Consider the following 24,010-nt stretch of genomic DNA (forward strand, 5'->3'; position numbering starts at 1 on the left):
CTTTCAAATTTGTCAAGTTTTTGAAGTAAATATCAATTACTGAGCGAACAAAAAACTCCCGGAAACCTATTTGGTTTCTGGGAGTCCTTTTTGTTCATCTGCGGCGTTTACTTACTGCCTTTTGTCCGGCGTCTCCTGCTCATTGCAGTCAATACTGCTCCCAGGGAAGCAAATGCAGCTGTCATCCATATCCACGGATTTCCAGACATGTCTGCTGTCTTTGGCGAATTCGCCGTAGTTCTCCAGCTCGAAGAATAATACCTCGGTCCGGTTGGCTTTGTTGGCTTTGTTGTCTCTGACGGATCGGTCGGCTTTTTCTTTGGCGTTTTTTTCTTTGGAGTCTTTTTCTTTGGCTTTTCCGTCTCTGTCGGTTCCGTCTGTCCTATCACATTTTTATCCGGCTTGCCGTCCCCGTCTGTATCAATATTCACATCCGGAACATTATCTCCGTCTGTATCAATGTTCAGATCCGGTTTCCCGTCTCCGTTTGTATCAATATTGATATCTGGTTTTCCGTCTCCATTTGTGTCAATATTGATATCCGGTTTTCCGTCTCCGTTTTTATCAATATTGACATCTGGTTTGCCATCCCCATTTGTGTCAATATTGGTATCCGGTTTTCCGTCTCCGTTTGTATCAATATCTACATCCGGTTTTCCGTCCCCATCTGTATCAATGTTGATATCCGGTTTGCCGTCTCCATCTTTATCAATATTAATATCCGGCTTGCCGTCCCCGTCTGTGTCTACATCTACATCCGGTTTGCCGTCTCCGTCTTTATCAATATTGATATCCGGCTTGCCATCTCCGTCCACATCTACATTTACCGGAGGTGTCGTAGAACCTTTCTTTCCTAAAACCACAACGACCTTCTGGTCAGCTCCTAAATTTTTAAATTCGATGCGTCCTGCTGCTTTCGCCGCTGTATCCAGCTTGCCATTGACAAATACATACTTTACTTCGTCTGTTCCGCTGTTCTTCACAGTCCAGCTTACACTCGTATCGTTTCCTTTCCGGACGGAATGGGTCGGGTCTATCGTTCCTTCACCACCGCTCAGAGATGTTGTAATAATATAATATATTACTATATTCTTATCCGGTTTCCCGTCTCCATCTTCGTCGATATTTACATCCGGTTTTCCGTCCCCATCCTCATCAATATTGATATCAGGAAGTCCGTCTCCGTTTGTATCTACATTTACGTCCGGCTTTGGCGGGTTCTCCGGGTCAATGTCTTTATCCGCCTCTCCGTCTCCATCCTTATCTACGATGTTCACATCCGGTTTTCCGTCTCCATCCTTATCCACGTTGATGTCCGGTTTTCCGTCCCCATCTGTATCTACATTTACGTCAGGCTTCGGCGGATTTTCCGGATCAATGTCATCCGGCTCTCCGTCTCCATCCTTGTCTACAATGTTAATATCCGGTTTGCCATCCCCATCTTTATCTACATTCAAATCCGGGTCTCCGTCCCCATCCGTATCCACATTTACATTAGGTTTCGGCGGTTCCAGGTCTTCCGGATCAATTGGATCTGGTTTGCCGTCCCCATCTTTATCTACGATGTTGACATCCGGTTTGCCATCCCCATCTTTGTCTACATTCAAATCTGGGTCGCCGTCTCCGTCTGTATCTACATTTACATTGGGTTTCGGCGGTTCTGGGTCTTCTGGATCAATTGGATCTGGTTTGCCGTCCCCATCTTTATCTACGATGTTGACATCCGGCTCGCCGTCCCCATCTTTATCCTCGTTCAGATCTGGGTCGCCGTCTCCGTCTGTATCTACATTCACTTCCGGTTTTCCATCTCCATCTTTATCAATGTTGATATCCGGTTTCCCGTCTCCGTCTGTATCTACATTCGTTGGCGGTGCAGAATCTTTCTTTCCAAGGACTACAACGACCTTTTGATCTGCATTAATGCCTTCTATGGTAACGCTTCCCTCTCCCTGAGCTGCTGTATTTGGCTGTCCGTTAACAAATACATACTTCACTTCCTCTGTTTCCGGATCTGCTACGCTCCAGGTTACAGTAGTATCACTGCCTTCCGTCACAGAATGGTTTCCTGTTATAGTCCCATTACCTCCGCTGATAGCTGTAGTAACATTAAAGCTTGGCTGGCGGAACGTTCCCTCTGTTCCCTGTGTGTCTCCTGGGAGAGACTTTTTGAGATAAATCTTTACGGTTTTGTTTTCCGTAATATCATTCATCTGAAGGCTTCCGCTTCCTGTTGCCTGTGTAACGTTATCATTTACCGTAATCTTCTCTACTTCATAGCCTTCAGGAATGCCGCTCCACTTGATTGTAACGGAACCATCCTTCTCTACCATACTCTGGCCTTCAACTGTGCCGGAACCACCCACGATTTCAGCTGTTACTTTATACAGTTTTGACGTATCCGGAATTGGTTTCAGTGTACCATCATCATTCTTCTCCGCAAAGTAGACCTCAATCTTATGATCCTTTTCGATACGAAGAATATCGTCAATTTCTTTCCTTGTGACTTGTTCTTCTCCTTCTTTAGTAATCTTCTTATCTGTGTCCTGTGCCTTCGGCACGTTCACTTTCGGAGCATTTGTTTTCGGTTCCACTTTTGCAGGAGCTTCTGTAGATTTTCCACTCTCTGTTGTCTTTTCAGACGCTTCTGTCGTCTTCTCAGATGCTTCTGTAGACTTTCCGCTCTCTGTCGTCTTCTCGGATGCTTCTGTAGACTTTCCGCTCTCTGTCGTCTTCTCGGATACTTCTGTAGACTTTCCGCTCTCTGTCGTCTTCTCGGATGCTTCCGTAGACTTTCCGCTCTCCGTTTCCTTTTTGGATGTCTCTGTAGATTTTCCGGTTTCTGTAGTCTTTTCAGATGCTTCCGTAGTCTTCTCTGCTTCCGGCGTTTTTACGCTTTCTGTAGCAGCTGCTGTTTCTGGTGTTTTCTTTGTCTCTGCTGCCGTCTTAAGCGCCGCTTCTGACATAACAACCTTTTTCGCCTGAGTGCCTGATGTATTCTTTAATACACCAGCTGCTTTTGCCGGAGCCGCCTTAGTAGTTGTCGAACCGCCGCTTCCTGCCGCCTGGTACTCATAAACTGTCTCACCATCTACGACTATCTTCGCAACTGCCGAACCCTCAGCCGCTTCTGCAACAAGATCTTTATAATTCTGGTATTTATAAACTGTCCTCGAACCTGGAACTGTACCGTTTCCATATTTGATAACCTCTACACGGAACAGCACCGGTTTCAAGTATACCTTTACATCTGTATCATCTGCCAGTTGGCCAAGCGTAACCTCTGTCTTATCTTTTAAGTCCTTTCTGACTTCGCCGTTAACCACTACTTTTTCTACTTCATAGTAGGTGTAGTCGTCTTCATCTGCATGTGACACATCCGGATTCCGAAGATCCCAGGATACCGTTCCAGCCTCTTCATCCTTGCTGATAACCGCGCCTCCGGTAATCTCGCCGGATCCACCGATAATCTGCGTCGTCAGCTTCACATACTCTTCCTCAGAAAAACTTGGAGGAATCACTTCATTCTCGTCATTGACCTCTGCAAAGTAAACATCCACCACATGATTCGCCTGAATGTTCGTTAAAGGTCTCTTCTTGTAAGTTCCTGTGACTTTCTGCCTGTCTGGTATCGTGACTTCTTCTCCGTCTACAACGACTTTGTAAACGCGGTACTTCGTACCTGTCGCATCCCATGACACTGCTGCTGCCGCGCCTTTGTCAACTACCTGGCTGGGGCTGAGTATTACGTTGCTGTCTCCGCCATAGCGGTTCACTGTTACGGTATACTGTCCTTCCGTACTGCCGCCTCCAATTGTCGGCAATGCCTCAACCGTAACAACCACATCATGGTTTGCCTTGATTCCTGTGAATGAAATCGGTCCTTCCATGCTACTATATGGAAGTCCGTCTACCTCAACTTTAACTACTTGGTAATTGGAATCCTTAACGTTCCAGCTGACTTCCAGATTATCTCCCGATTTCACACTTGTAGTCGGCGTGATTTCATATTTGCTGCTATCGCTGCACCCTATGACGGCGGTACTGATTCTGTAAAATTTCTCAGTCGTATCTCCTCCGGGATTCGGATTTGGATCATCCGGATCAGTTGGCGGATTCGGATTCGGGTTTTCTGCATTATTCTCAAATTCTACATAAATTTTATGGTTCTCATGGATTCCTTCCGGGAACGTATAACTCTCTTCCGAAATCAAATCATCCTTCACCACTCCATCTACCAGAACCTTAGATACATACCATCCATCTGCTGCTTTCCAGCTAACGGTAGGCGTAGAACCTTCTTTCTGTCCCGTAGCTCCCGTTACAGTACCTTCTCCCTTTGAAGTTGCTGCAATGTCAAAATATCTGTCATAGTAAAGTTTCAGAGACAATGCCGGGCTTCCGGTAACTGCTCCGGTAAGTACATTATTTTCGTTCTCTTCGTTATACCAGTATTTCGTCCCTCCTACTGTAAGCTCTGCCGTCTTATCACCCGCCTGAACAGACACTACTTCTTCCGTAGCTGCCGTATAGGTTTTGGTCACTCCGGTCTCGCTTACCTTCGTATAAATATACTTGCCGTTCGCATCTTTCTTTCCAGAATTGATATAGGAATCCACCGTATACTTCACATCTGTCTTCGGCGTCCACATAGCGACAAATGTATGGTTCACTTTATTCGCCGCTTCGATATTTTCGCCTCCGGCATATGCCGTATACTTATCCTTTGCATCCCCCACAAATGACAGGATGCCATTTTCATTAGTTGCTACGTCTTCTCCTGCTGCATCCAGAACGCTCTTCATATACCAGCCGTCAAACGTGTAACCTGCTCTCTGCGGTACCAGGAATGTATTGTACTTCGCCGCTGTCGCTGTCTGGTATGCCTGATCAGAAATCCTGCTTCCTCCGTTGCTGTTAAAGCTTACTACAAACTTGCTTGTATCTTCTTTCCATACCGCATAAACCGTTTTATCATGCGCCGGCATCACCGGCATAGCTGCTGCCGTACCTGAAATTCCGCTTGCGAATTTAAAGATAGCCGCATTATCATTCGTACTGGTTTCTGACCATCCCTGGAAAATATATCCGGCTTTCGTCGGAACGCCGCGCCCCTGAATCGGAATTGCCAGCGTACTAAATGACGTTCCATATGCAATGTCTGTAATAGATCTCACATTTCCTAAAGATCCGCCATTCGCGTCAAGTTTTAATGTATAATTTCCAACTGTCCACTGCGCAATCAGATAATACGTGTCTCTTGTGGTAATACCTGCCTCATTTGTTTCTTTTACCGCCGTTGCTGTTTCAACCGGAAGCAAGTTTGCAGCGTTGTTGATATATGCGCTATTACTTACGCTGTCAGAATTATCCGTATTCAACAGCTTCCATCCTGCAAAAGCATACCCTTCCCGCGTAGGCAGGATATTATGATCATCAATTTTTGTCTGAATGCTGGCGCCGGAAGTAACCTCGTAAGTATCGGTAAGAACTTCTGTGCCTGCAGAAGTAGTAATCACACCGCCGTTGGATACATACACGATTTTCGCCTTATCTTTGGAATAGCTCGGACGGATAATAATCGTATGGTCCTCTCCGCCTTCCGGCTGCGCCCCCGGTGTGATAGGATCCGGATCTTCACCCGGGTTTTTGCCTGGTATAACCCATCCGCTGAACTCTTCCTCATCATCCTCTGACGGCGGCACGTCCTCATCTTCCGGCAGCACAATGATTGGGTTATCACCTATTACATAATAATCATCAATCGGATTTCCGTCCGCATCCTCAACAACTACATGAATTGGCTGGAAAATAGCTTTATTGCCTATATTTCCACACTCGTCTTTTACCCATACAATCACAGGCAGGTTGCTGTCGATTTCATAATCAAATGCATAGCTGTGATCTATACTTTCAAGCTCTTCCCAGTCATCTTCGCCGGGAGTTGCGCTATTGTCATTTGTAATCCAGTAAGCAGCTACGCCAGAACCGCGTCCATCCTCCATGAATGTGATTCCGTCCTCATCAATACCCATTCCGGTATCTGTCAGAGTAATCGTAGCGATATTCTTCCCTGTGTTCTCCCCTTTGATAAACGGCGCTTCATTATCCAGAAATGCCACAAGGTAAGTCTGGGAAGATTTTGACTCATTCCCTTCCTGATCCCGCACTGAAAGCTCAAAAGTCCATCGACCCGAAGCGCTGCTGCCATTAAATATATAATCATTCAATTTATCCACGCTGTCTACCCAGCCGCTCTGGTATACCACCGTATTCTTTGGGTCATATACTTTATAACTCCACTGGCTAATCTTGCCGTCATCACCCGCCAGGGTACCGGGTTTTGACTTATCGACAATATTCACCGGTATCGACTGGTTACTGTTTTTCAAATGCTGCAGATGAATTGTCATAATCTGCTCGCCAGTGCTGGAATCCTTCATATAAAAGTTTGCCAGTGGAATATCACTGATAATCGGAGCCTGATTAAATTTCACATTTTCTATATAGTTATTATAAATGTACTGTGCCATCAGCCCCGCATAATCATCGCCGTTTGCAATAAAGCCATTTGAAGAACCTATACCCTGATGGATAATGTTTCCGTCCTCATCCTTCTTCGTATCTGTCAGGATCTTACCATCGTCTACATTTGAGACATAAAAAATCTCATTTTCATTCAACCGCTTAATACCGTCGGGATAAGACGGATCCGTCTCTAAGGGAATATTAGGATCATTGCTCTCTCCCGCCAGGTTCACGAAATATTTATAATCTGCCCCCTGATAGTACTGCACATTCTTCAATGCGTCAAAGGCTGTCGTCTCATAACTCATCTCCAGATCCGTGTACTGGAAACGAGAAAGGGAAGCGCACCCATGCGCCGAATAACCGACGAAAGGTCCAAATCCATTCAAGGTATTATCTTCCATTACCTGGGGAATCTTATATTTATCGTAAATGTTTGTAATCGCCCCAAGATTTCCCGATGCATCGTATGCCTGGGACTGTACGGTGATCTCGTCTCTCTTCAGCTCCACAGAGATGCGGGCCTTTTTCTCGTTTCCAAGACTTGTGCCCTTTGATGCTACTACGCTGCCAAGGTAGCTTGTTGTAACTGTATTTGCCGCCGGAGTAACGCCGTTCACTTTATAAATTCCTAATGTCGCCGCACCGCTGCTGGTATTGATTCCGCTGTAATAAAGCAGATATCCGTAAAGTTTACCGTCTACGATTCCGGCATTCATCAGGAAACCGCCGCCATGCAGCGTATGCGTATCTAAATACGACGCATCCAAGTTGAAACTAAAATTCCTGGTGGAATCACTCGGCGCCGGATAAATCATAAAATCCGCCCATGCCGGCGTCGCATAACCCACGAACGCCATATTCGCCGTCCCATCCTTCTGATAAGAAAGAATATGATGGTTATAATTATAAACAGTCGTAGGAAGTGCTCCGTTCTGGAAATAATTTTCAATCTGTACCTGCGTTCCATTCTGCGATCTATCACTCGCCAGACGAAGCGGCTGTTTCAGTTTCTGTTCATCCGACAGATTCAGCGCATCGTATGTTCCCTGGCTGTAATAGTGATCATATACGTACCATCCATTCAAGTCCGTTGTATCAATCGATACCTTCGTATCTGTGATACGGAACGAACCCGGCTCCAATCCCTGTTCCAACAGCTTCTGCGTCAATTCTTCTTTAAATTCCAAAAAGGTTCCCGGATAATCGCTCGGCACATTGACAGCGATATCAATCGTTGGCGTCGGATTATTTCCGGCGTTGACTGCTGCTGATACTCCTATGGGAGCAAATCCTCCAACACATCCCAAAACCATGATAAAGCAGAGGAACAATGCTAATAACCGCCTTCTCATTTCCCTACCTTTCATCTTACATTTTCTCTCCTTTCGTTTTGCTTTATTGTTAAAAAATGCAGAAACAGAGATACCTAATCATTCAGGCTATCCCTGTAATCTATGTCAATGCAATCCTTATAGAATTCCGTGAGGATTACATTTGGCATCTGACACCCTGGTACTATAATATGTAAGATATGCTGTACGGTGTATTTTACGTTAATTATAGCACTCTGTTTTTTCGTTTCAAGATATTACGCAAAAATTAATAAATTCTTAATAAAGCGCATGTATATACATAGCAAAACAGCCGGCCATAATGCCTGCCGGCTGTTGTAATATTATTTTTATTAAATTCTATTGTAATTAATAAGACAGCCCTTTAAGATTATTTCTCTCTCATCGTCCGTCAGCTCGCCCATCCTTAACGTGAACTCTTTTAATCCATCGCCTACTGTATAGGCTTTTATCTCTGTCTGCTTCTCCTGAACCGCCTTTCTGATATCCGGAACAAAGATATAATCTCCGTTCGAGAACGGCAAATCGCCCTTCTCAATCAGGAACGGAAGCATACCCCAGTTAATCAGATTCGAGCGGTAACGCTTCGTTGCATATTCATTTGCAATATTTGCCCATCCGCCAAGAACCTTCTGGCAGGAAGCTGCCTGTTCACGGGCAGAACCGTCGCCCGGTTTCACTGCAAAAATAGTGCTTCCGATTCCGGTATTCTCACTGCCCATTTCCGGGAACGCCTCTTTTATCTTGTCCCACATTGGTTTCAGTTCCGGAAACGCCTCACATGGGCATTTTCCTTCTTCCCTTGCCTTCTCTGCTTTCTGAACCTCTTTGGCTCTCCCCACATATGCCGGGTCTTTCCTTGACAGCGCAAACTCTGCCAGTCCCAACGGGTTCGAGCGGTATGAGGACGTTTCGCCGGAAGGAATCAACTCGTCAGTGGTTGTCACCGGGTCATGGATTTCAGATACTACTTTCAGCACCAAATTGTCCGTCAATGCGCACATCGCCGGCCAGTCCTTAATGTTCGGGCCAAACTTAATATCCACAGAGGAATCCGCCACGCCGTGGCTGTCAAATACACGGTTTTCATAAATTGTCTTATCAAAGAAATATTTCGGATTGCTGAAATTCGCATCAATCTCTGTCGCTGCTGTCAAGTACCCTTTATTTGCCGCAGTTGCCGCGATAGAACGCGCATCCATCAACGCTACCGAAGAAATCTGTCCATTCTGCAGCTTACTTCCCTCACGGTTCGGGAAGTTTCTGGTAGAGTGGCGGATACTAAATGCATTGTTTGCAGGCGTATCTCCGGCGCCAAAGCATGGCCCGCAGAATGCCGTCTTTACAATAGCTCCCGTCTGCATCAAATCCGCCAGCTTTCCGTTTTTCGCCAGTTCTACATAAATCGGCGTACTTGCCGGGTAAACGCTCAACGTAAATTCATCGGCTCCGATACTTGTCCCTTTCAGAATATCGGCTGCCGCACAGATATTTTCAAATCCTCCGCCCGCACATCCTGCGATTATCCCCTGGTCTACGTAAAGCTTTCCATCCCGCACCTTATCTTTTAAGGTAAAATCTACGGCTCCGTCCAGGCTCACCAACGCCTTCTTCTCTACATCATCCAGAATATCCATCAGATTCGCTTTCAGCTCTTCGATCGTATATGTATTGCTCGGATGGAACGGCATAGCAATCATAGGACGGATCTGGCTCAAGTCCACATAAATCATGCCATCATAATATGCCACAGCTCCCGGCTCCAACGCCGCGTAGTCATCTTCCCTGCCGTGAATATCATAAAATTCTTTAATTTTTTCGTCATTCGTTTTCCAAATGGAAGACAGACAGGTCGTCTCCGTAGTCATAACATCCACGCCGATACGGAAGTCCGCGCTTAATTTCTCTACGCCCGGGCCTACAAACTCCATTACCTTATTATTTACATAACCATTTGCAAACACCGCGCCGATAATCGCCAGCGCTACGTCCTGAGGCCCCACACCCGGAATCGGCTCCCCGTCCAGATAAACCCCGACTACGCCCGGCATGTTGATGTCATAGGTCTGGTTAAGAAGCTGCTTCACCAGCTCCGGGCCGCCCTCGCCCATCGCCATAGTTCCCAGAGCCCCGTAACGGGTATGGGAATCCGAGCCTAAAATCATCCGTCCGCCGCCTGCCAGCATCTCCCTGGCAAACTGGTGGATAACTGCCTGATGAGGCGGTACATACACGCCGCCGTACTTCTTCGCGCAAGTCAGTCCAAACATGTGGTCATCCTCATTAATCGTTCCGCCTACTGCGCAAAGGCTGTTATGGCAGTTGGTCAGCACATAAGGCACCGGAAACTTTTCCAGGCCCGACGCGCGTGCCGTCTGGATGATTCCTACAAACGTAATATCATGGGAAGTCAGCTTATCAAACTTAATTTTCAGCTTGTCCATACTTCCCGAAGTATTATGCTCTTTTAAAATACCATAAGCGATTGTGTTCCTGGCAGCTTCTGCTTTCTCTGGAACACAATCGCCTAATCTACTCTTCAAAACAGCTGCTGCATCCTGATTATCTGCCACAATCTCTGCGCCATTTATCAGATATGCACCGCCATCATATAACTTTACCATGAAATCTCCTCCTGTTCCTTATCCTGTTCTTGCATCCAGTATAAAGGCACGGTAGGAAAAAAGCAAGTTTTTTTGCAGGATTGCCGGGACTACCTCTCCACCGACTGCGCCATCCTGTGGTACGTGTGCCGGATTCCCCGGATTGCTACGCTATACGCCATAATATTTTCCGGCAAAGCCATTCCCACATAGCCGGAATCCCCAATGTGGTGGATATCTGTTCCTGTCATTTTACATTCCAGCGCAATCCTTTTTATCGTATCTGTATCTGCCCCCTCCTGTGAAGTTCCGATAGCGGTAATCGTCAGTTTCCCCAGGCTGTGGGCATAGCTTACCAGCTCCCTGATATATTCGGTAGTAATCCCCGGAACAGTCCCGGGCGCAGGCATCAGTATCACGTCTGCCCCTGCCTCGGCAAAGAGGCGGATATCCTCTTTTGTGATGATATTTTCTCCTCCTTCACCGATAACTCCCGATGCGTGCATTTTTCCGGCAGCAAGCACAATCTTGTCCCCGATTTCAGCGGAAATCGCCCGAAGAGATGAAACAATTGCATCATTGCTTACGCCGTTTCCGGGATTCCCTGTGAGAACTATCATATCTACACCCATTTTCTGAGCGAGCGCCGCATTTTCTACAGTAGCATAGCGTCCCGCGCTCATAGCCCACAAAGTCTCTGCATTCTCGGACGCCGCCGCATCATCCACCGGTTCCAGATTAATTCCCACCATCCGTCCGGTGAGCTGTTTCACTTTCCTTACGGTCTCCTGTCTGTCTGTCTGCGGAAGCCCCAGAATTACGGGATCCTGTACATCAAACATATTCAGGAGAATCATATCCGCTCCCATAGACGCCGCAAACTCTGCATTTGTCACATCGCTGAGCAGCGGAATCGTAATACCGATTGTCTCACTTGCCAGCACCCGCCCCTCGCTGCCCGCGATTGCAGCGATTATTTCCTCTTTTGATAAATTTATCAATTCCTTCGGTGTCATATTTAAAACCCGTTTTGCCATAAATATCCTGCCTTTCATTCTGTATGATAATCTCAAAACCTATATCTATATGTCTTACTATATTATAGAAGCATTCCCCGAAAGCCTGTCTTAATACTCTTGATTCTTCATATAGTTCATGTAGCTGACAACCATCAGCGCGATTTTAAAAGTAAGCGCGTCATCAAATACCCGGATATCCAGCCCCGTGCTTCTCTGAAGCTTCTCTAACCGATACACCAGCGTATTCCGATGGACATAAAGCTGCCTCGCCGTCTCAGACACATTCAGGTTATTTTCAAAAAATTTGCTGATAGTCACAAGCGTCTCATCATCAAACGTATCCGGCAGGTTTTCTCCAAATACTTCTTTCATAAACATTTCACAAAGCTGTACCGGAAGCTGATAGATCAGCCGTCCGATACCCAGTGTATTGTATGCGATGATGTCCTTTTCCGAATAGAAAATTTTTCCCACGTCAAGAGCCATTTTAGCCTCTTTATAAGACTTTGAAACCTGGTTAATCTGCTCCACAATCGTACCGTAAGAAATGTGCACCGCAGACATAGCTTCTGAATTCAGCATATCCCGCATCATCTGGGCAGCCGCTTCTAAATCACCGTAAGATTCATTTTCTTCCACTTCACGGACCAGGATAATACTCTTTTCATCCACTGCGGTAATATAATCCCCTGTCCTGGACGCGAACAGCGTTTTCAGCGTCTCCATCGCAATATTATCTTTTTCCCGCCTTGTCTCAATAATAAAAACTACCCGGGGCGCCTCCACTTCAATATGCAGTTTCTTTGCACGGTTATAGATATCCACCAACAGCATATTGTCCAACAGAAGATTTTGGATAAAATTATTTTTGTCAACCCGCTCCTTGTACGCTGCCAGAAGATTCTGGATTTCGCTGACCGCTACTCTCCCTATCATATATGCATCCTCACCGGAACCTTTCGACACCAGAACATATTCCAATGATTTATCATCCAGAATTTTAAAGAAGTGATATCCCTGTATTACCTGGCTGTCTGCCACTGAGTCTGCAAACAGCTTCACGGCATCTGCCGGAATATTTTCATCGGTAAATGTAGACAGGAGTGTATGCCCCTCCAAATCCATGATCCATAAATCCACCCTGGTAATCTCTTTCAGCTCATCAATTGCCGTCTGTAAAACCTGACTTGAAATCATGTTTCCCCTTCCTGTCTAATGAAAAACCCTCCCAACTTTCATCGGGAGGGCCTATCGCTCTCAAAAGACTAATTTGTGATAACCTTCTCTGTCTCTTTATCAAATACGTGAATCTTCGTAGCATCCAGGGCAAACCTTACGGTATCGCCTGTCCTTGCCGTGGTCTGCGGATTTACGCGCGCTGTCATATTATATCCTTCTACATCGAAGTATAAGAATACTTCTGCACCCAGCAGCTCATATACTCTGATTTTAGACTCTATAACAGTATCCGGTGAGGATTTAATGAACTCCTCGGAATCATATACATTTTCCGGACGGATTCCCATAGTTACAGTCTTTCCTGCATATCCGCCGTCAATCAGCTTCTTTGCCTTGTCAGCCGGAAGCTTAATGCTGAACTCTCCGACAACCAGTTTCACATCGTTTCCTTTTACCTCAACCTGCGCATCCATAAAGTTCATCTGCGGAGAACCGATAAATCCTGCTACGAATAAATTATCAGGGTAGTTGTACAGGTTCTGCGGCGTATCTACCTGCTGTACCACACCATCCTTCATAACAACAATCCTGGTTCCCAGTGTCATAGCCTCTGTCTGGTCATGGGTTACATAAATAATAGTCGCACCCAGTCTCTGATGCAGCTTCGAAATCTCAATACGCATCTGAACCCTCAGTTTCGCATCCAGATTTGACAGCGGCTCGTCCATCAGGAACACTTTCGGGTCACGCACAATGGCACGCCCCATAGCAACACGCTGTCTCTGTCCTCCGGAAAGAGCCTTCGGCTTACGGTCTAACAATTTATCCAAATCAAGAATCTTTGCTGCTTCTTTTACCATCTTGTCAATCTGATCTTTCGGAACTTTCCTGAGCTTCAGGCCAAACGCCATATTATCATATACTGTCATATGAGGATACAGCGCATAGTTCTGGAATACCATCGCAATATCCCTGTCTTTCGGTTCTACATCATTTACAACCCTGTCTCCGATTTTCAAAACGCCGCTTGTAATCTCTTCGAGTCCCGCTACCATACGCAGTGTCGTAGACTTTCCGCATCCTGAAGGACCTACAAAAATGATAAATTCTTTATCCTCTATCTCCAGGTTAAAATCCTTCACTGCTTCAAATCCGTTCGGGTATGTTTTGTTAATATGCTGTAATGATAAACTTGCCATTTTCCTAACCTCCTAAAATTTTCAACTGCCGTTTAACTGTTCTTAGTATACTAGATAACCTGCTTTTCAGCCATACCCGAATTATACAAAGATTTCCTTTTTGGATTGTAAAATATGCTTATGAATGTAGAAATAATAACCCATTTCGGTAATTCTGCCGAAAATCCCTCAAATACTCTATACAAAATGACGAATGCCGTGTATACTCATAGTATTATGAACTACATTATATTTGATTTAGAATGGAACCAGTGCCCTGACGGGAAAGAATTCGAAGACCCATCGCTTCCTTTTGAAATTCTGGAAATCGGGGCCATAAAGCTTGACAGCAACTATCATGAACTTGGCAGATTCCACGAACAAATCTGTCCCGCGGTGTACACTTCTATGCATGAATACACACAGGATCTCCTTCATATAGACATGGAAAGCCTGAAAAATGCCCGTACCTTTCCTGAAGCAGCAGCGGATTTCCTGTCCTGGTGCGGGAAACGGGTTCATTTCTGCACCTGGGGCGTCTCGGATCTGTACGAACTCCAACGGAATATGCGCTATCATGGAATGAAAAATCCATTCCGTGCTCCGCTCCGGTTTTATGATATCCAGAAAATTTTCAGCATCGTTTACGACGACAGAAAAGTAAGGCGCTCCCTGGAACATGCGGCAGACTTCCTGAAGCTCGAAAAGGGAGAGCGTTTTCATAATGCCTTAAACGATTCTGTATACACTGCCGAAATTTTGAAACGCCTTCCCAGTGAAACCGTCCTGAAAAATTTTTCCATTGATTATTTCCAGAATCCTAAAAGCCGGAAAGAAGAAATCTATGCTGTATACGACAACTATGCCAAATTCGTATCCCGTGAATTTTCCTCAAAAGTCCAGGCCATGAAAGACTGGAAAGTAACTTCCACCAGATGTTTCCTTTGTAAAAAGAACGCCCGCCGCAAAATCCGCTGGTTCTCCAACGGAAACGGCAGCTATTTCAGCCTTTCTTACTGTGAAGAACACGGCTGGCTGAAAGGAAAGATCAAACTGCGGAAAGCCGAAAGCGGAAACTACTTCTGTATAAAAATCTTAAAACTTATCACTCCGGAAGAAGCCGAAGAAGTACGGCAGAAAAAGGACGCCATGAAATGCAAACACAAAAAATGAGAAGCCGGTACCAGCCGCCAGCTTCTCATTTTTCGCTACTCTGTTCAATCCACCCACAATAACATCTTTTATACAGTGTGTTTAAAATTATCCGCCAGTTCTTCCATTTCTGTTAACAGACAGTCCACTCTCCCATAAAACGCATCATTATTCGTAGGGTTATCCAGCTCGCTATTCAAGTACTCCAGCATATCCATCAGCTCTTTGATACGCTTCTTTCCCATGCCGTCCTTGTACAAAATATAACGGCTGCGTTCATTTTCTTCTGGCGTCATTTTCTTTAACACTACTTCTACATTGGGCTTTTCACCAATATAACGGTATGTAATGGACGGGGACGCGTGATTTAAAAGATTCTGTAGATAATAAATATCGTTGGTCGCCTTATAATATCTCCACGCAAAAGTTTTTCTCATTGTCTGCGCACCGATAGAATTCAGCCCCATGTTTTTTCCCACTCCTTTAAATACACGGTAAGCCTGTTCCCTGGAAAGCGCAGTAGACGAACTTGCATGCCCCTGAATCAGAAATGCATCCGGGTCTTTCCCTTCTGTGAACTCGCGGATAATCTCTTTAAGATCCCTTGGAATATTAAAAGTACGCCGGATATTTTTCGTCCCGATACAAGCCTCAATCGTATCCTTGTCACGGATATCCTTATTTCTGAACTTTAATATTTCCTGGAGCTGCAGACCCGTTCCCACACCGATTTCAAACAGGATATAGTACTTGTCATCCACTTTCCTCAGCTCCTGCTTAAACTTTTCCAATGTTTCGTCATCTTTGATAGGCGATACCCAATTCATGATTTATTCCTCCTTCTTTTCCTCTGAAATGTTCTGTTCTGTTTTTTCTTGTTCCTGACGGTGCTTTTCCAGCCCTGCACGAAGCTCTGCTTCGATTTCACTGATGGACTTACTGTCAATATCCTTTTCTATCCGTGTGCGCTCTTCCCTTTCTTTTTGGCGCTGTTTTCGGATTTTCTGGGAATTGCGGTTCCGTATATAAGCAATAATCAGCATCGGAAGCAGCAGGATAATCAAGACCAGCCCTGCCAGAGCTGCTGCAATATCATGTTCATAAATCCAGCTCCATGCACGCTCCCATCCGGTCTTTATCGACTCCAGCACCTCTTCTGCCTCTTTTCCAAATCCGGCAGCTTCCGTCTCCGGCTCCATATTATCCGCCGAAAGATCCGTATTTATCAAATTCCACTCTGGTATTTCAATATCCACCGTATTAAACACCGCCGGAATCTCTCCCACCTGCCAGCCGTTAAATATATAACTAAATTTATTTCCTCTGCGGAAGGTCTGCTTCACTGCACCCACATCAACGCCCTTTGGAATCGAAACCGCCGCGCTTCCCGCAGTAAAAAGCATAGATTCTGACAATGCAGGGGCATTCATCACCGCAGCCTTGCCAAATATAGCATGTCCCATAACGTCCTGACGGGTAACGCTGCCGTCTGCAACGGGAATCTCTTCCCTCTTAAACTTTTTAAATCCATAATCCAGAAGATCCTTTGTCTCCCAGCATATTTTATCCGGGCCGTTCGTCCGCATAATAACACAAATCAGCCGCCGTCCTTTTCTCTGGGCAACTGTGACAAGAGTATTCAACGCTGCTTCCGTAAACCCTGTCTTTCCTCCCAGGCAGCCCTTATAACGAAAGCCTTCCCGAAAAAGCATTTTCTGATGATTCACCAGCACATGCTCCTCCCGTACATGCTTGGACTTCGGAATAATATATTCTATGGTCTTCGCAATTTTGGCATACGTCTCGTTTTCCATAGCCGCCCGCATGATAAGAGCCATATCCCGGGCGCATGTGTAATGATTTTCATTGTGCAGTCCGTGGGCATTCACAAAATGGGTATTGACACATCCCAGTTCCGCGGCTTTCTGGTTCATCAGCTCTGCAAACCCTTCTTCCGATCCGCCTATTTTTTCTGCTACCGCATTGGCACAGTCATTAGCTGATTCCAGTATAATTCCATATAAAGCCTGCTCAAGTGTAATCCATTCCCCCACATCCATCCACAAACGGCTGCTATCTGTTTCCAAGCTGTTTACCGACCACTCAGAAAACTTCACTTTACTCTTCAGCTTCCCATGCTCAAGCGCTACCAGCGTCGTCATGATTTTTGTAATGCTCGCCGGATATTCCTTCGCTTCCATATTCTTACTATAAAGAAAAGTTCCCGTCTCGGCATCCATCACCACGGCAGCTTCCCCTTCCACCTGAGGTCCCGCCGGCCAGCCTTCTATGGCATTCGACTCAATAGGCAGAAAATAAGATTCCGGATACTCCGTTTCCTGTGTCGTCTCCTCTTCTATGTCCTCCGTCTCCTGCTGCTCCGTCGCATATACGGTGTTTATCGGAAATACTGTCGTAAAAAATACCGATGCCGCAAGTGCATACAAGATACCTGCTTTTTGTTTCTTCATTCTTTCCTCTTTCTGACGCACTTGCTGCGTCATCTTAATAGATTTGAAAGCTCATTCAAAACTCTCCATCTGTTTTTAAAATTCGTTTTCTTATATCACATATTATTATAGTATATTCCTTTCCCTTTTTCAACCTCTATTTAAACGAATGCAGCGTTTCACAGCAGCATCAGCATGGTAAATTGCGGTTTGACATTTAAATGCTCTGGGATATAGCTGTCAATGGTTCACAATCAATTATAAAAGCCGCTGCAGAACATATACAAAATGTTCCGCAGCAGCTTCCTTTACCGCTTATTCTTCTGTAGTTTCCTGCTCTGACATTTCGTCATGAGGTTCTTCTTCCGGTTCTGCAGCAGCTTCCTGTTTCGGCTCTTCGTCCGGCTGCGCTTCAGAAACTGTCTCGGCTCCTGATTCTGCTTCTGCATCTTCTTCCAGAATCACCTCGGCTTCCTTCGCCTCTTTCAGTTCTTCTGCATCTACATCCGTATCCACTACTTCCGGCTCTGGATATTTCGTTCCGCATTCGGGACAGAACATCCCTTTTTCCGGGAGCTTCGCAGAACAATTCGGGCATACCCTGACATTATCCAGCTTACTGATATGTTCTTTCAGCACGGTTATCCGTTCCTTTATTTCCTCTATCTTCTGAATTCCCTCTGCCAGAGCTTCTTCAGGGTCGCCATTATGCAGATTACAGTACATTTCACCTATTTCCGCATAAACTTCCTTAAGCTGCCGTTCTTCTTCTTTCACCTGCATTTTGAGATTGCTGCTTTCCGCCATGTCTTTCATTTTCTTAGCCATACTCTGGCTTGTCTGTGAAATTTTCTGACCTGTTCTCGTTATCGTGTTTCCTAAATCATCGATAAATGCCATGTTAAAATCCTCCTTTTTGATTTTATGATATTATGATAATTTCGTCCCGCACATATTGCAGAACGCAAATCTGTTACTACATTTCTCGCCGCATGAAGGACAGACTTTGTATTTTTCCCTCCCTGCGGATATCTCTTTACCCGCTGCTGTCTTTTTGCTATGGACAGCTACAGGTTCCTTTCCCTCTGATGCCGCGGCAGCTTCTTCCATATGGAACTGTATAATCGGCTCTTTCTGTGCATATACCGGAGTTTCTGTATTCTTTCCCAGCTCCCCTAAATTCCTGCATGCCCTCAACAGAATCATAATAAATTCAAAAACTATGCGCACTGCCAGGTTTCCGCCTACCAGCAATACAAGCCCCCGGGTCAGCTCCACTACGGAAAGCGACATAAACAGCCCGATTCCCGTACACAGGCAGGCCGCCAGTACATAACAGAATTTCAAAACATCCTCTATAATACAAAGCCTGAAATTCAGAAAATCATACATTCTTGCCAGTCTGCCGGTAAAACGCTTCTCATTTTTCCTGCTCATAAACACAAAGAAAATAACAAACGCGCCTAAAACACCAAACACCAGCCCCAATACTTCCATAACCATAGCAAATCCAGCTACACTTACATGAATCATCCCTGTCCCCTCCTTCATCTATTCCACAGATGCCGACTGCTTTGGGCAGCTGTTAGATAATATTATACGACGTATAATATAAAACTGCAATACAATCTTTCCTATTATACAAAATCTTAAGAATAGTTATAATATCTTTATAAACACTTCTATGCAAAAATTTGAGCCCCTTGTTTCTCTGCAAGGAGCTTAAATGCTTTTCAAAAACCAGCCTGCATTTAAAAAATTCACGTTTCCAAATTGCCGCGGTATTCTGAAGGTGAGATATGAAGCCATTTACGAAATGTCTCTGCATAATAGCTGGCTCCGTTAAATCCGGCAGCATAAGCCACTTCCGTAATGCTCCTGTCTGTAGTGCGCAGTAGCTCCACACTGCGGTTCAGCCGATACGCTGTAAGATATGTATTTGGCGTCTGATGGAAATAAAGACGGAACAGTTTACAGCATTTGCTCTGTCCGATTCCTCCGGCTGCCGCAATCTGTGAAAGCGATATTTTCTCATGATAATGCTGCTGGATAAAGCCTGTCATATTTTTAAGTATGGATAAATCACTGGAATACGGCTGCTCTTCACTGTCAGCCCCAGGCATATTTTCATAGACAGACGCCCATATCCAGCTGAAAATCCCCTGTATCTTCAAAGGAGCTGTTGCTGTATCCCGAAGTCTGTATATCTCCCTGATTCCCCGGATAATATCCCTGTGCCATCCTGAATCTGTAAGTTTTATATAGGGAATATTGTTATTGTGAAGCACCGGAGCGGCATAATTCGGATATTCACTCAAAAAAGTATGCAGGATATAAAACGGATATTCCGTATGTCCATAAGGTATATTTTCCGATTTATCTTCATTCAGTTCTATCCATCTCTTCATGCTGCCGCCTCCTGTACAGGATTGTTATATATCTAAGCAAAATATTGATATATTTTTTATTATTTTAACAATATAATTATAGTACATATAAAAGATGCATGTCAATGGAATCCCACATGGGGAATGAAAGGAGAATTGCTTTATGAGCATGAAAGATAAAATGCATACCGGCGAGCTTTATCTGCCAAATGACAAAGAAATTATGACGGGACAGCTGAGAAAATTAGACCGTCTCTATGATTTCAATGCAACCCGGCCGACAGAACTTGATAAAAGAGAGGAACTTCTTAAAGAAATGTTTGCTGAAATCGGCGAGGAATGCTATATCGAACCGCCGCTCCACACCAATTTCGGAGGCGGGCATGTGCACTTCGGAAAAAATGTTTATGCCAATTTCAACCTTACTCTTGTAGACGACACCCACATCTACATCGGCGACTATACGATGATAGGCCCCAATGTCACAATAGCCACCGCAGGACACCCTATCCTGCCCCAGCTGCGCAGAGAGGCCTATCAGTATAATGCGCCTGTCCATATCGGCGAAAACTGCTGGCTTGGCGCAGGAGTGATTGTACTTCCCGGAATTACCATCGGGGACAATACCGTTATCGGCGCAGGCAGCGTCGTGACAAAAGACCTCCCGGCAAATGTCGTAGCCGTAGGAAATCCCTGCCGGGTACTCCGTGAAATCAATGAGCACGATAAAATTTATTATTTCAAAGACAGAAAAATCTAATCACCTAAAAAAAGACCGCCGTAAGGGACGCTTCTCAAAGGGAGCGCCCCTTACAGTGCTTTAGAAATTATTTTAACGATTGGATATAATGAATTTCTTAATAGCTCGAAGCAGTTTCCATAATCTACCGATGTATCAATATTCTTTCTTGCTTTTTGCTCCGTAATCATACATTTTCATCGACTGATACTCCCCTATTTTCAGCAGGTTTCCAATAATTAACTCCACATCCCTGTCCTCTTCCACCCCAAGCCTTTCACAAATCCGCCTGTTTGCATCATAAACTTCCTTATAAAGCATGCTGCATACAGAACCTTCCTCAAATTCATCTTTCACCATACTTCCTTCAGGCACGGAACACTTTTCTAAATCCCAAAGCCCATTCATCAACTTGAATATCCTCTGTTTTTCATTCATCTTATTCTTTACTATTCCTTCTTATTTACTCTTGTTTCATATTACTTTTATAACTAATTCTACCTTTCTTTTCTCCCAAAATCAATAAAAAAGTGCAAAAAATGAGACAGACTGAAACATTTTTATTTTGTCCCAATCTGCCTGCTCTTCATGATTCCCTATTCTTTTTTATCAGACGCCTGAAAACCGTCCAGTTTCGCTTTCTTAAAGCTCTGGTATTCTCCTGCGTCAATCGCATCCCTGATTTCTTCCATTAGATGATTGTAAAAATACAGGTTATGGAGAACACACAAGCGCATCCCCAGCATTTCCTTTGCCTTAAGCAGATGCCGGATGTAAGCCCTGCTGTAATGGCGGCACGCCGGGCACTGGCAGCCTTCTTCAATCGGGTGGGAATCCAGCTCATATTTCGCATTAAACAAATTCAGCTTTCCCTGATTCGTATAGACATGTCCATGACGTCCGTTCCTGCTGGGATAAACGCAGTCAAAGAAATCAACCCCTCTGTCTACTGCCTCCAGGATATTTGCCGGAGTTCCTACCCCCATAAGATACGTAGGCTTGTCCACCGGAAGATGAGGAACCGTCACATCCAAAATGTGATACATCTCTTCGTGCGACTCTCCCACTGCCAGGCCGCCTACTGCATAGCCGTCCAGCCCCAAGCGCGTAATCTCCTTTGCATGTTCGATACGGATATCATCAAAAATAGCTCCCTGGTTAATCCCGAAAAGCATCTGATGGGGATTGAGCGTATCCGGCTGCTCATTCAGCCAATCCATCTTTGCCTTACATCTGGCAAGCCACCGGGTAGTACGTTCCACCGACGCCTGCACATAAGACCGCTCCGCCACGCTCGACGGGCACTCATCAAACGCCATCGCAATCGTAGACGCCAGATTTGACTGAATCTTCATGCTTTCTTCCGGCCCCATAAAAATCTTCCGCCCGTCTACATGAGAATGGAAATATACGCCCTCTTCTTTGATTTTGCGAAGCCCCGCCAGGGAAAATACCTGAAAACCGCCCGAATCCGTAAGAATCGGCTTGTCCCACACCATAAACTTATGCAGCCCGCCCATCTTCTTCACAACTTCATCTCCCGGACGCACATGCAGATGATACGTATTCGACAGCTCCACCTGCGTACCGATTTCCTGTAAATCCATCGTAGAAACAGCGCCCTTAATCGCCGCCGCCGTTCCCACATTCATAAAAACCGGAGTCTGTATCACACCGTGTACTGTGTGAAGCTCGCCCCGCTTTGCTTTTCCGTCTCTTTTTAATAATTTATACATATTACACCTTCTTCTTTCTTAAACCACGGCTTCTATAAGCACTTTATTCCCTATCCGTATCTCTTTCACGCCAGCCTGCTTCTTTTTGTTAAAACTAAAACTAAGCATATATCCCTTATTTAAATGATAATACTCAAGATATTCCGCCAATTGTTTTTCCCCTCGCTCATGATAAGCATTCCCCCGCCATATTTTCATCTCAATCACAAACTGTTCTTTACAATAATCAATGATCACATCTGTACGCTTATTATCTCTCGTCTGCGCCTCTATATAATAATTTCCTGTTCCATTAATAATTGGCTTTAAATATAACAGAAAAAACTTCCTCGCGTTATCTTCTATAAATTTTTCATCCGCCGAACTATACAAGTCCCCCCAATGTACAACAAATTTTTCTAAAATCAATTTCATATTAAGATGACCATTCTGTATGAATTGATTTCTCTCCTGCAATGCAGTCCGATATTCTTCGCTGTCCAGCATCTCCTCTGAAAGAAATAAATTATACAATACCGTTTCAAAAATACGGTTAGAAATCACAGCATCTCCCCTGGAATTTTTTATAAATCCAAACATCTCCGCGATTTCTATCGAAGGGCTAAGAGGATTATACGAAATTTTTCTTCCTGTGAAAAGCAGCGAGTAAACCAATTCTCGAAGCCGCGGATAATCTGCCAGTTTGCCCGTAATTGATTCAAACAGCGTATTCTTTTCTATCAGAAGTATTTTTACTGCTTCCAAAACTCCTTCCTTCGTCCATACCAATTTTCTGTCAAAATATCCTTCACTGCCTGTTATCCGCTCATCCATCAGCTTACAGATACGTGAAACCAGAAATGGATAACCTGACGTATAGTCATAGATGAATTGTGCAATCTCTTTGATATCCATTCCTGTCTGGTAATCAGACTCATATTCTGCAAGCATACCTGAAATATCTTTTACCGAAAAGTTCATATCTAAAAGAAAATCCGCCGCGATATTCCACGGACTGTTTACTCTGTGTTCACCATCCGGCCTTAATCTCTGCTTTATATTTTTCACATCATACACGCCTGCCAGAATAACCGACTGAAAAGCCGGACGTTTATCCCTGTTTATATAAGCCCCTCGCAGCTGTGCCAGAAAATCCAGAAAAACCTGATTATTTTGTGCGCTGTCCACCTCATCAATAAGCATAACGATCGGTTTTTTCGACTGCCCGCACCATGCGTTCAGACATTGAAACAGCTCTGCAAGTCTTCCTTTCCCCTCTTTCCCATCCGCAAGTCTCTGAAGCCGGGTTATGATTTCCACAGATACCTCTTCTATATTCGCAATTTCCTCCAAGACTTCTCTGGCAAAAGCTTCTGAAAAAGAACTTTCTTTCTCAAAGTCGCTCTGGCTCATCATCTGGAAATCCAGGCTCACCACCACATAATTTTCTGCCAGAAAACTGCCTAACGCCCTCAGCATGGTCGTTTTCCCATACTGCCGCGCCCGGTTAATCGTAAAATAATCCCCTCGGTCTACCATTTTTTTTATTTGCTCCAGCCTGTCGCTGAGATCCACCATATAATGAATTTCCGGCCTGCACACCGCGCTTGTATTAAATATTTTGCTCATCTTCCACCTTTTTTGCATTCCGCTTTTCATATCTTTTCCAGTATAACGAATTATCGCCGATAATACAATTATTTCTTTT

At 44.8% G+C, this 24,010-nt stretch carries 15 protein-coding genes; 2 read left to right on the top strand and 13 right to left on the bottom strand.

The features are described 5' to 3' along the window. Positions 1 to 107: 107 nt before the first annotated feature. From NFR99_RS15315 to NFR99_RS06580, 5 genes are all read right to left on the bottom strand, one after another. On the bottom strand, positions 108 to 7,895 hold the full coding sequence (locus NFR99_RS15315; RefSeq protein WP_277613454.1) for an InlB B-repeat-containing protein: 7,788 nt from the start codon (positions 7,893 to 7,895) through the stop codon (positions 108 to 110). A 317-nt stretch (positions 7,896 to 8,212) separates the two neighbouring features. After that, a complete protein-coding gene (locus NFR99_RS06565; RefSeq protein WP_251353254.1) occupies positions 8,213 to 10,504 on the bottom strand; it encodes a hydratase in 2,292 nt (763 codons plus the stop codon). Between the two features lie 89 nt (positions 10,505 to 10,593). Further along, complete coding sequence (locus tag NFR99_RS06570) at positions 10,594 to 11,520, bottom strand: DUF7916 family protein (RefSeq protein ID WP_251353255.1); 927 nt, start codon at positions 11,518 to 11,520, stop codon at positions 10,594 to 10,596. A 90-nt stretch (positions 11,521 to 11,610) separates the two neighbouring features. Then, entirely contained in the window at positions 11,611 to 12,699 is a 1,089-nt protein-coding gene (locus tag NFR99_RS06575; RefSeq protein WP_120482784.1) for a PucR family transcriptional regulator, read from the bottom strand. A gap of 68 nt (positions 12,700 to 12,767) precedes the next feature. Next, positions 12,768 to 13,880, bottom strand: coding sequence for an ABC transporter ATP-binding protein (locus tag NFR99_RS06580; RefSeq protein ID WP_120482786.1), 1,113 nt, complete (start codon positions 13,878 to 13,880; stop codon positions 12,768 to 12,770). A gap of 198 nt (positions 13,881 to 14,078) precedes the next feature. Between NFR99_RS06580 and NFR99_RS06585 the strand changes: the two genes are divergently transcribed. Further along, the gene (locus NFR99_RS06585; RefSeq protein WP_243126583.1) at positions 14,079 to 15,032 is read left to right on the top strand and encodes a 3'-5' exonuclease; all 954 of its coding nucleotides are present in this window, start codon (positions 14,079 to 14,081) and stop codon (positions 15,030 to 15,032) included. A gap of 68 nt (positions 15,033 to 15,100) precedes the next feature. Here the strand turns inward: NFR99_RS06585 and NFR99_RS06590 are convergent, their stop codons facing one another. From NFR99_RS06590 to NFR99_RS06610, 5 genes are all read right to left on the bottom strand, one after another. Further along, positions 15,101 to 15,838 carry a tyrosine-type recombinase/integrase gene (locus tag NFR99_RS06590; RefSeq protein ID WP_120482788.1) on the bottom strand — a complete coding sequence of 246 codons (738 nt, stop codon included), beginning with the start codon at positions 15,836 to 15,838 and terminating at the stop codon, positions 15,101 to 15,103. Between the two features lie 3 nt (positions 15,839 to 15,841). Continuing rightward, positions 15,842 to 17,482 (bottom strand): D-alanyl-D-alanine carboxypeptidase family protein, encoded by a 1,641-nt coding sequence (locus NFR99_RS06595; protein WP_158604827.1) that lies wholly within the window; start codon positions 17,480 to 17,482, stop codon positions 15,842 to 15,844. A gap of 294 nt (positions 17,483 to 17,776) precedes the next feature. Then, positions 17,777 to 18,361, bottom strand: a complete 585-nt coding sequence (locus NFR99_RS06600) for a hypothetical protein (protein WP_120482792.1) — start codon at positions 18,359 to 18,361, stop codon at positions 17,777 to 17,779. 30 nt (positions 18,362 to 18,391) lie between these two features. Further along, positions 18,392 to 18,994 (bottom strand): hypothetical protein, encoded by a 603-nt coding sequence (locus NFR99_RS06605; RefSeq protein WP_251353256.1) that lies wholly within the window; start codon positions 18,992 to 18,994, stop codon positions 18,392 to 18,394. A gap of 227 nt (positions 18,995 to 19,221) precedes the next feature. Beyond that, the gene (locus tag NFR99_RS06610; protein WP_120482796.1) at positions 19,222 to 19,869 is read right to left on the bottom strand and encodes a helix-turn-helix transcriptional regulator; all 648 of its coding nucleotides are present in this window, start codon (positions 19,867 to 19,869) and stop codon (positions 19,222 to 19,224) included. Between the two features lie 142 nt (positions 19,870 to 20,011). Between NFR99_RS06610 and NFR99_RS06615 the strand changes: the two genes are divergently transcribed. Continuing rightward, a complete protein-coding gene (locus NFR99_RS06615) occupies positions 20,012 to 20,608 on the top strand; it encodes a sugar O-acetyltransferase (protein WP_251353257.1) in 597 nt (198 codons plus the stop codon). A 135-nt stretch (positions 20,609 to 20,743) separates the two neighbouring features. Here NFR99_RS06615 and NFR99_RS06620 read toward each other — a convergent pair whose 3' ends face one another. From NFR99_RS06620 to NFR99_RS06630, 3 genes are all read right to left on the bottom strand, one after another. Next, a complete protein-coding gene (locus NFR99_RS06620) occupies positions 20,744 to 21,025 on the bottom strand; it encodes a hypothetical protein (RefSeq protein ID WP_135975902.1) in 282 nt (93 codons plus the stop codon). Between the two features lie 158 nt (positions 21,026 to 21,183). Then, positions 21,184 to 22,323: a tRNA guanosine(34) transglycosylase Tgt gene (tgt, locus tag NFR99_RS06625; RefSeq protein WP_251353258.1), complete on the bottom strand. Its 1,140-nt coding sequence runs from the start codon at positions 22,321 to 22,323 to the stop codon at positions 21,184 to 21,186. Between the two features lie 18 nt (positions 22,324 to 22,341). Further along, positions 22,342 to 23,931 carry an ATP-binding protein gene (locus tag NFR99_RS06630; protein WP_120482804.1) on the bottom strand — a complete coding sequence of 530 codons (1,590 nt, stop codon included), beginning with the start codon at positions 23,929 to 23,931 and terminating at the stop codon, positions 22,342 to 22,344. Between the last annotated feature and the right edge of the window lie 79 nt (positions 23,932 to 24,010).

It is taken from the genome of Hominisplanchenecus murintestinalis (assembly GCF_943193015.1).
Taxonomy (GTDB): Bacteria; Bacillota; Clostridia; order Lachnospirales; family Lachnospiraceae; genus Hominisplanchenecus_A; species Hominisplanchenecus_A murintestinalis.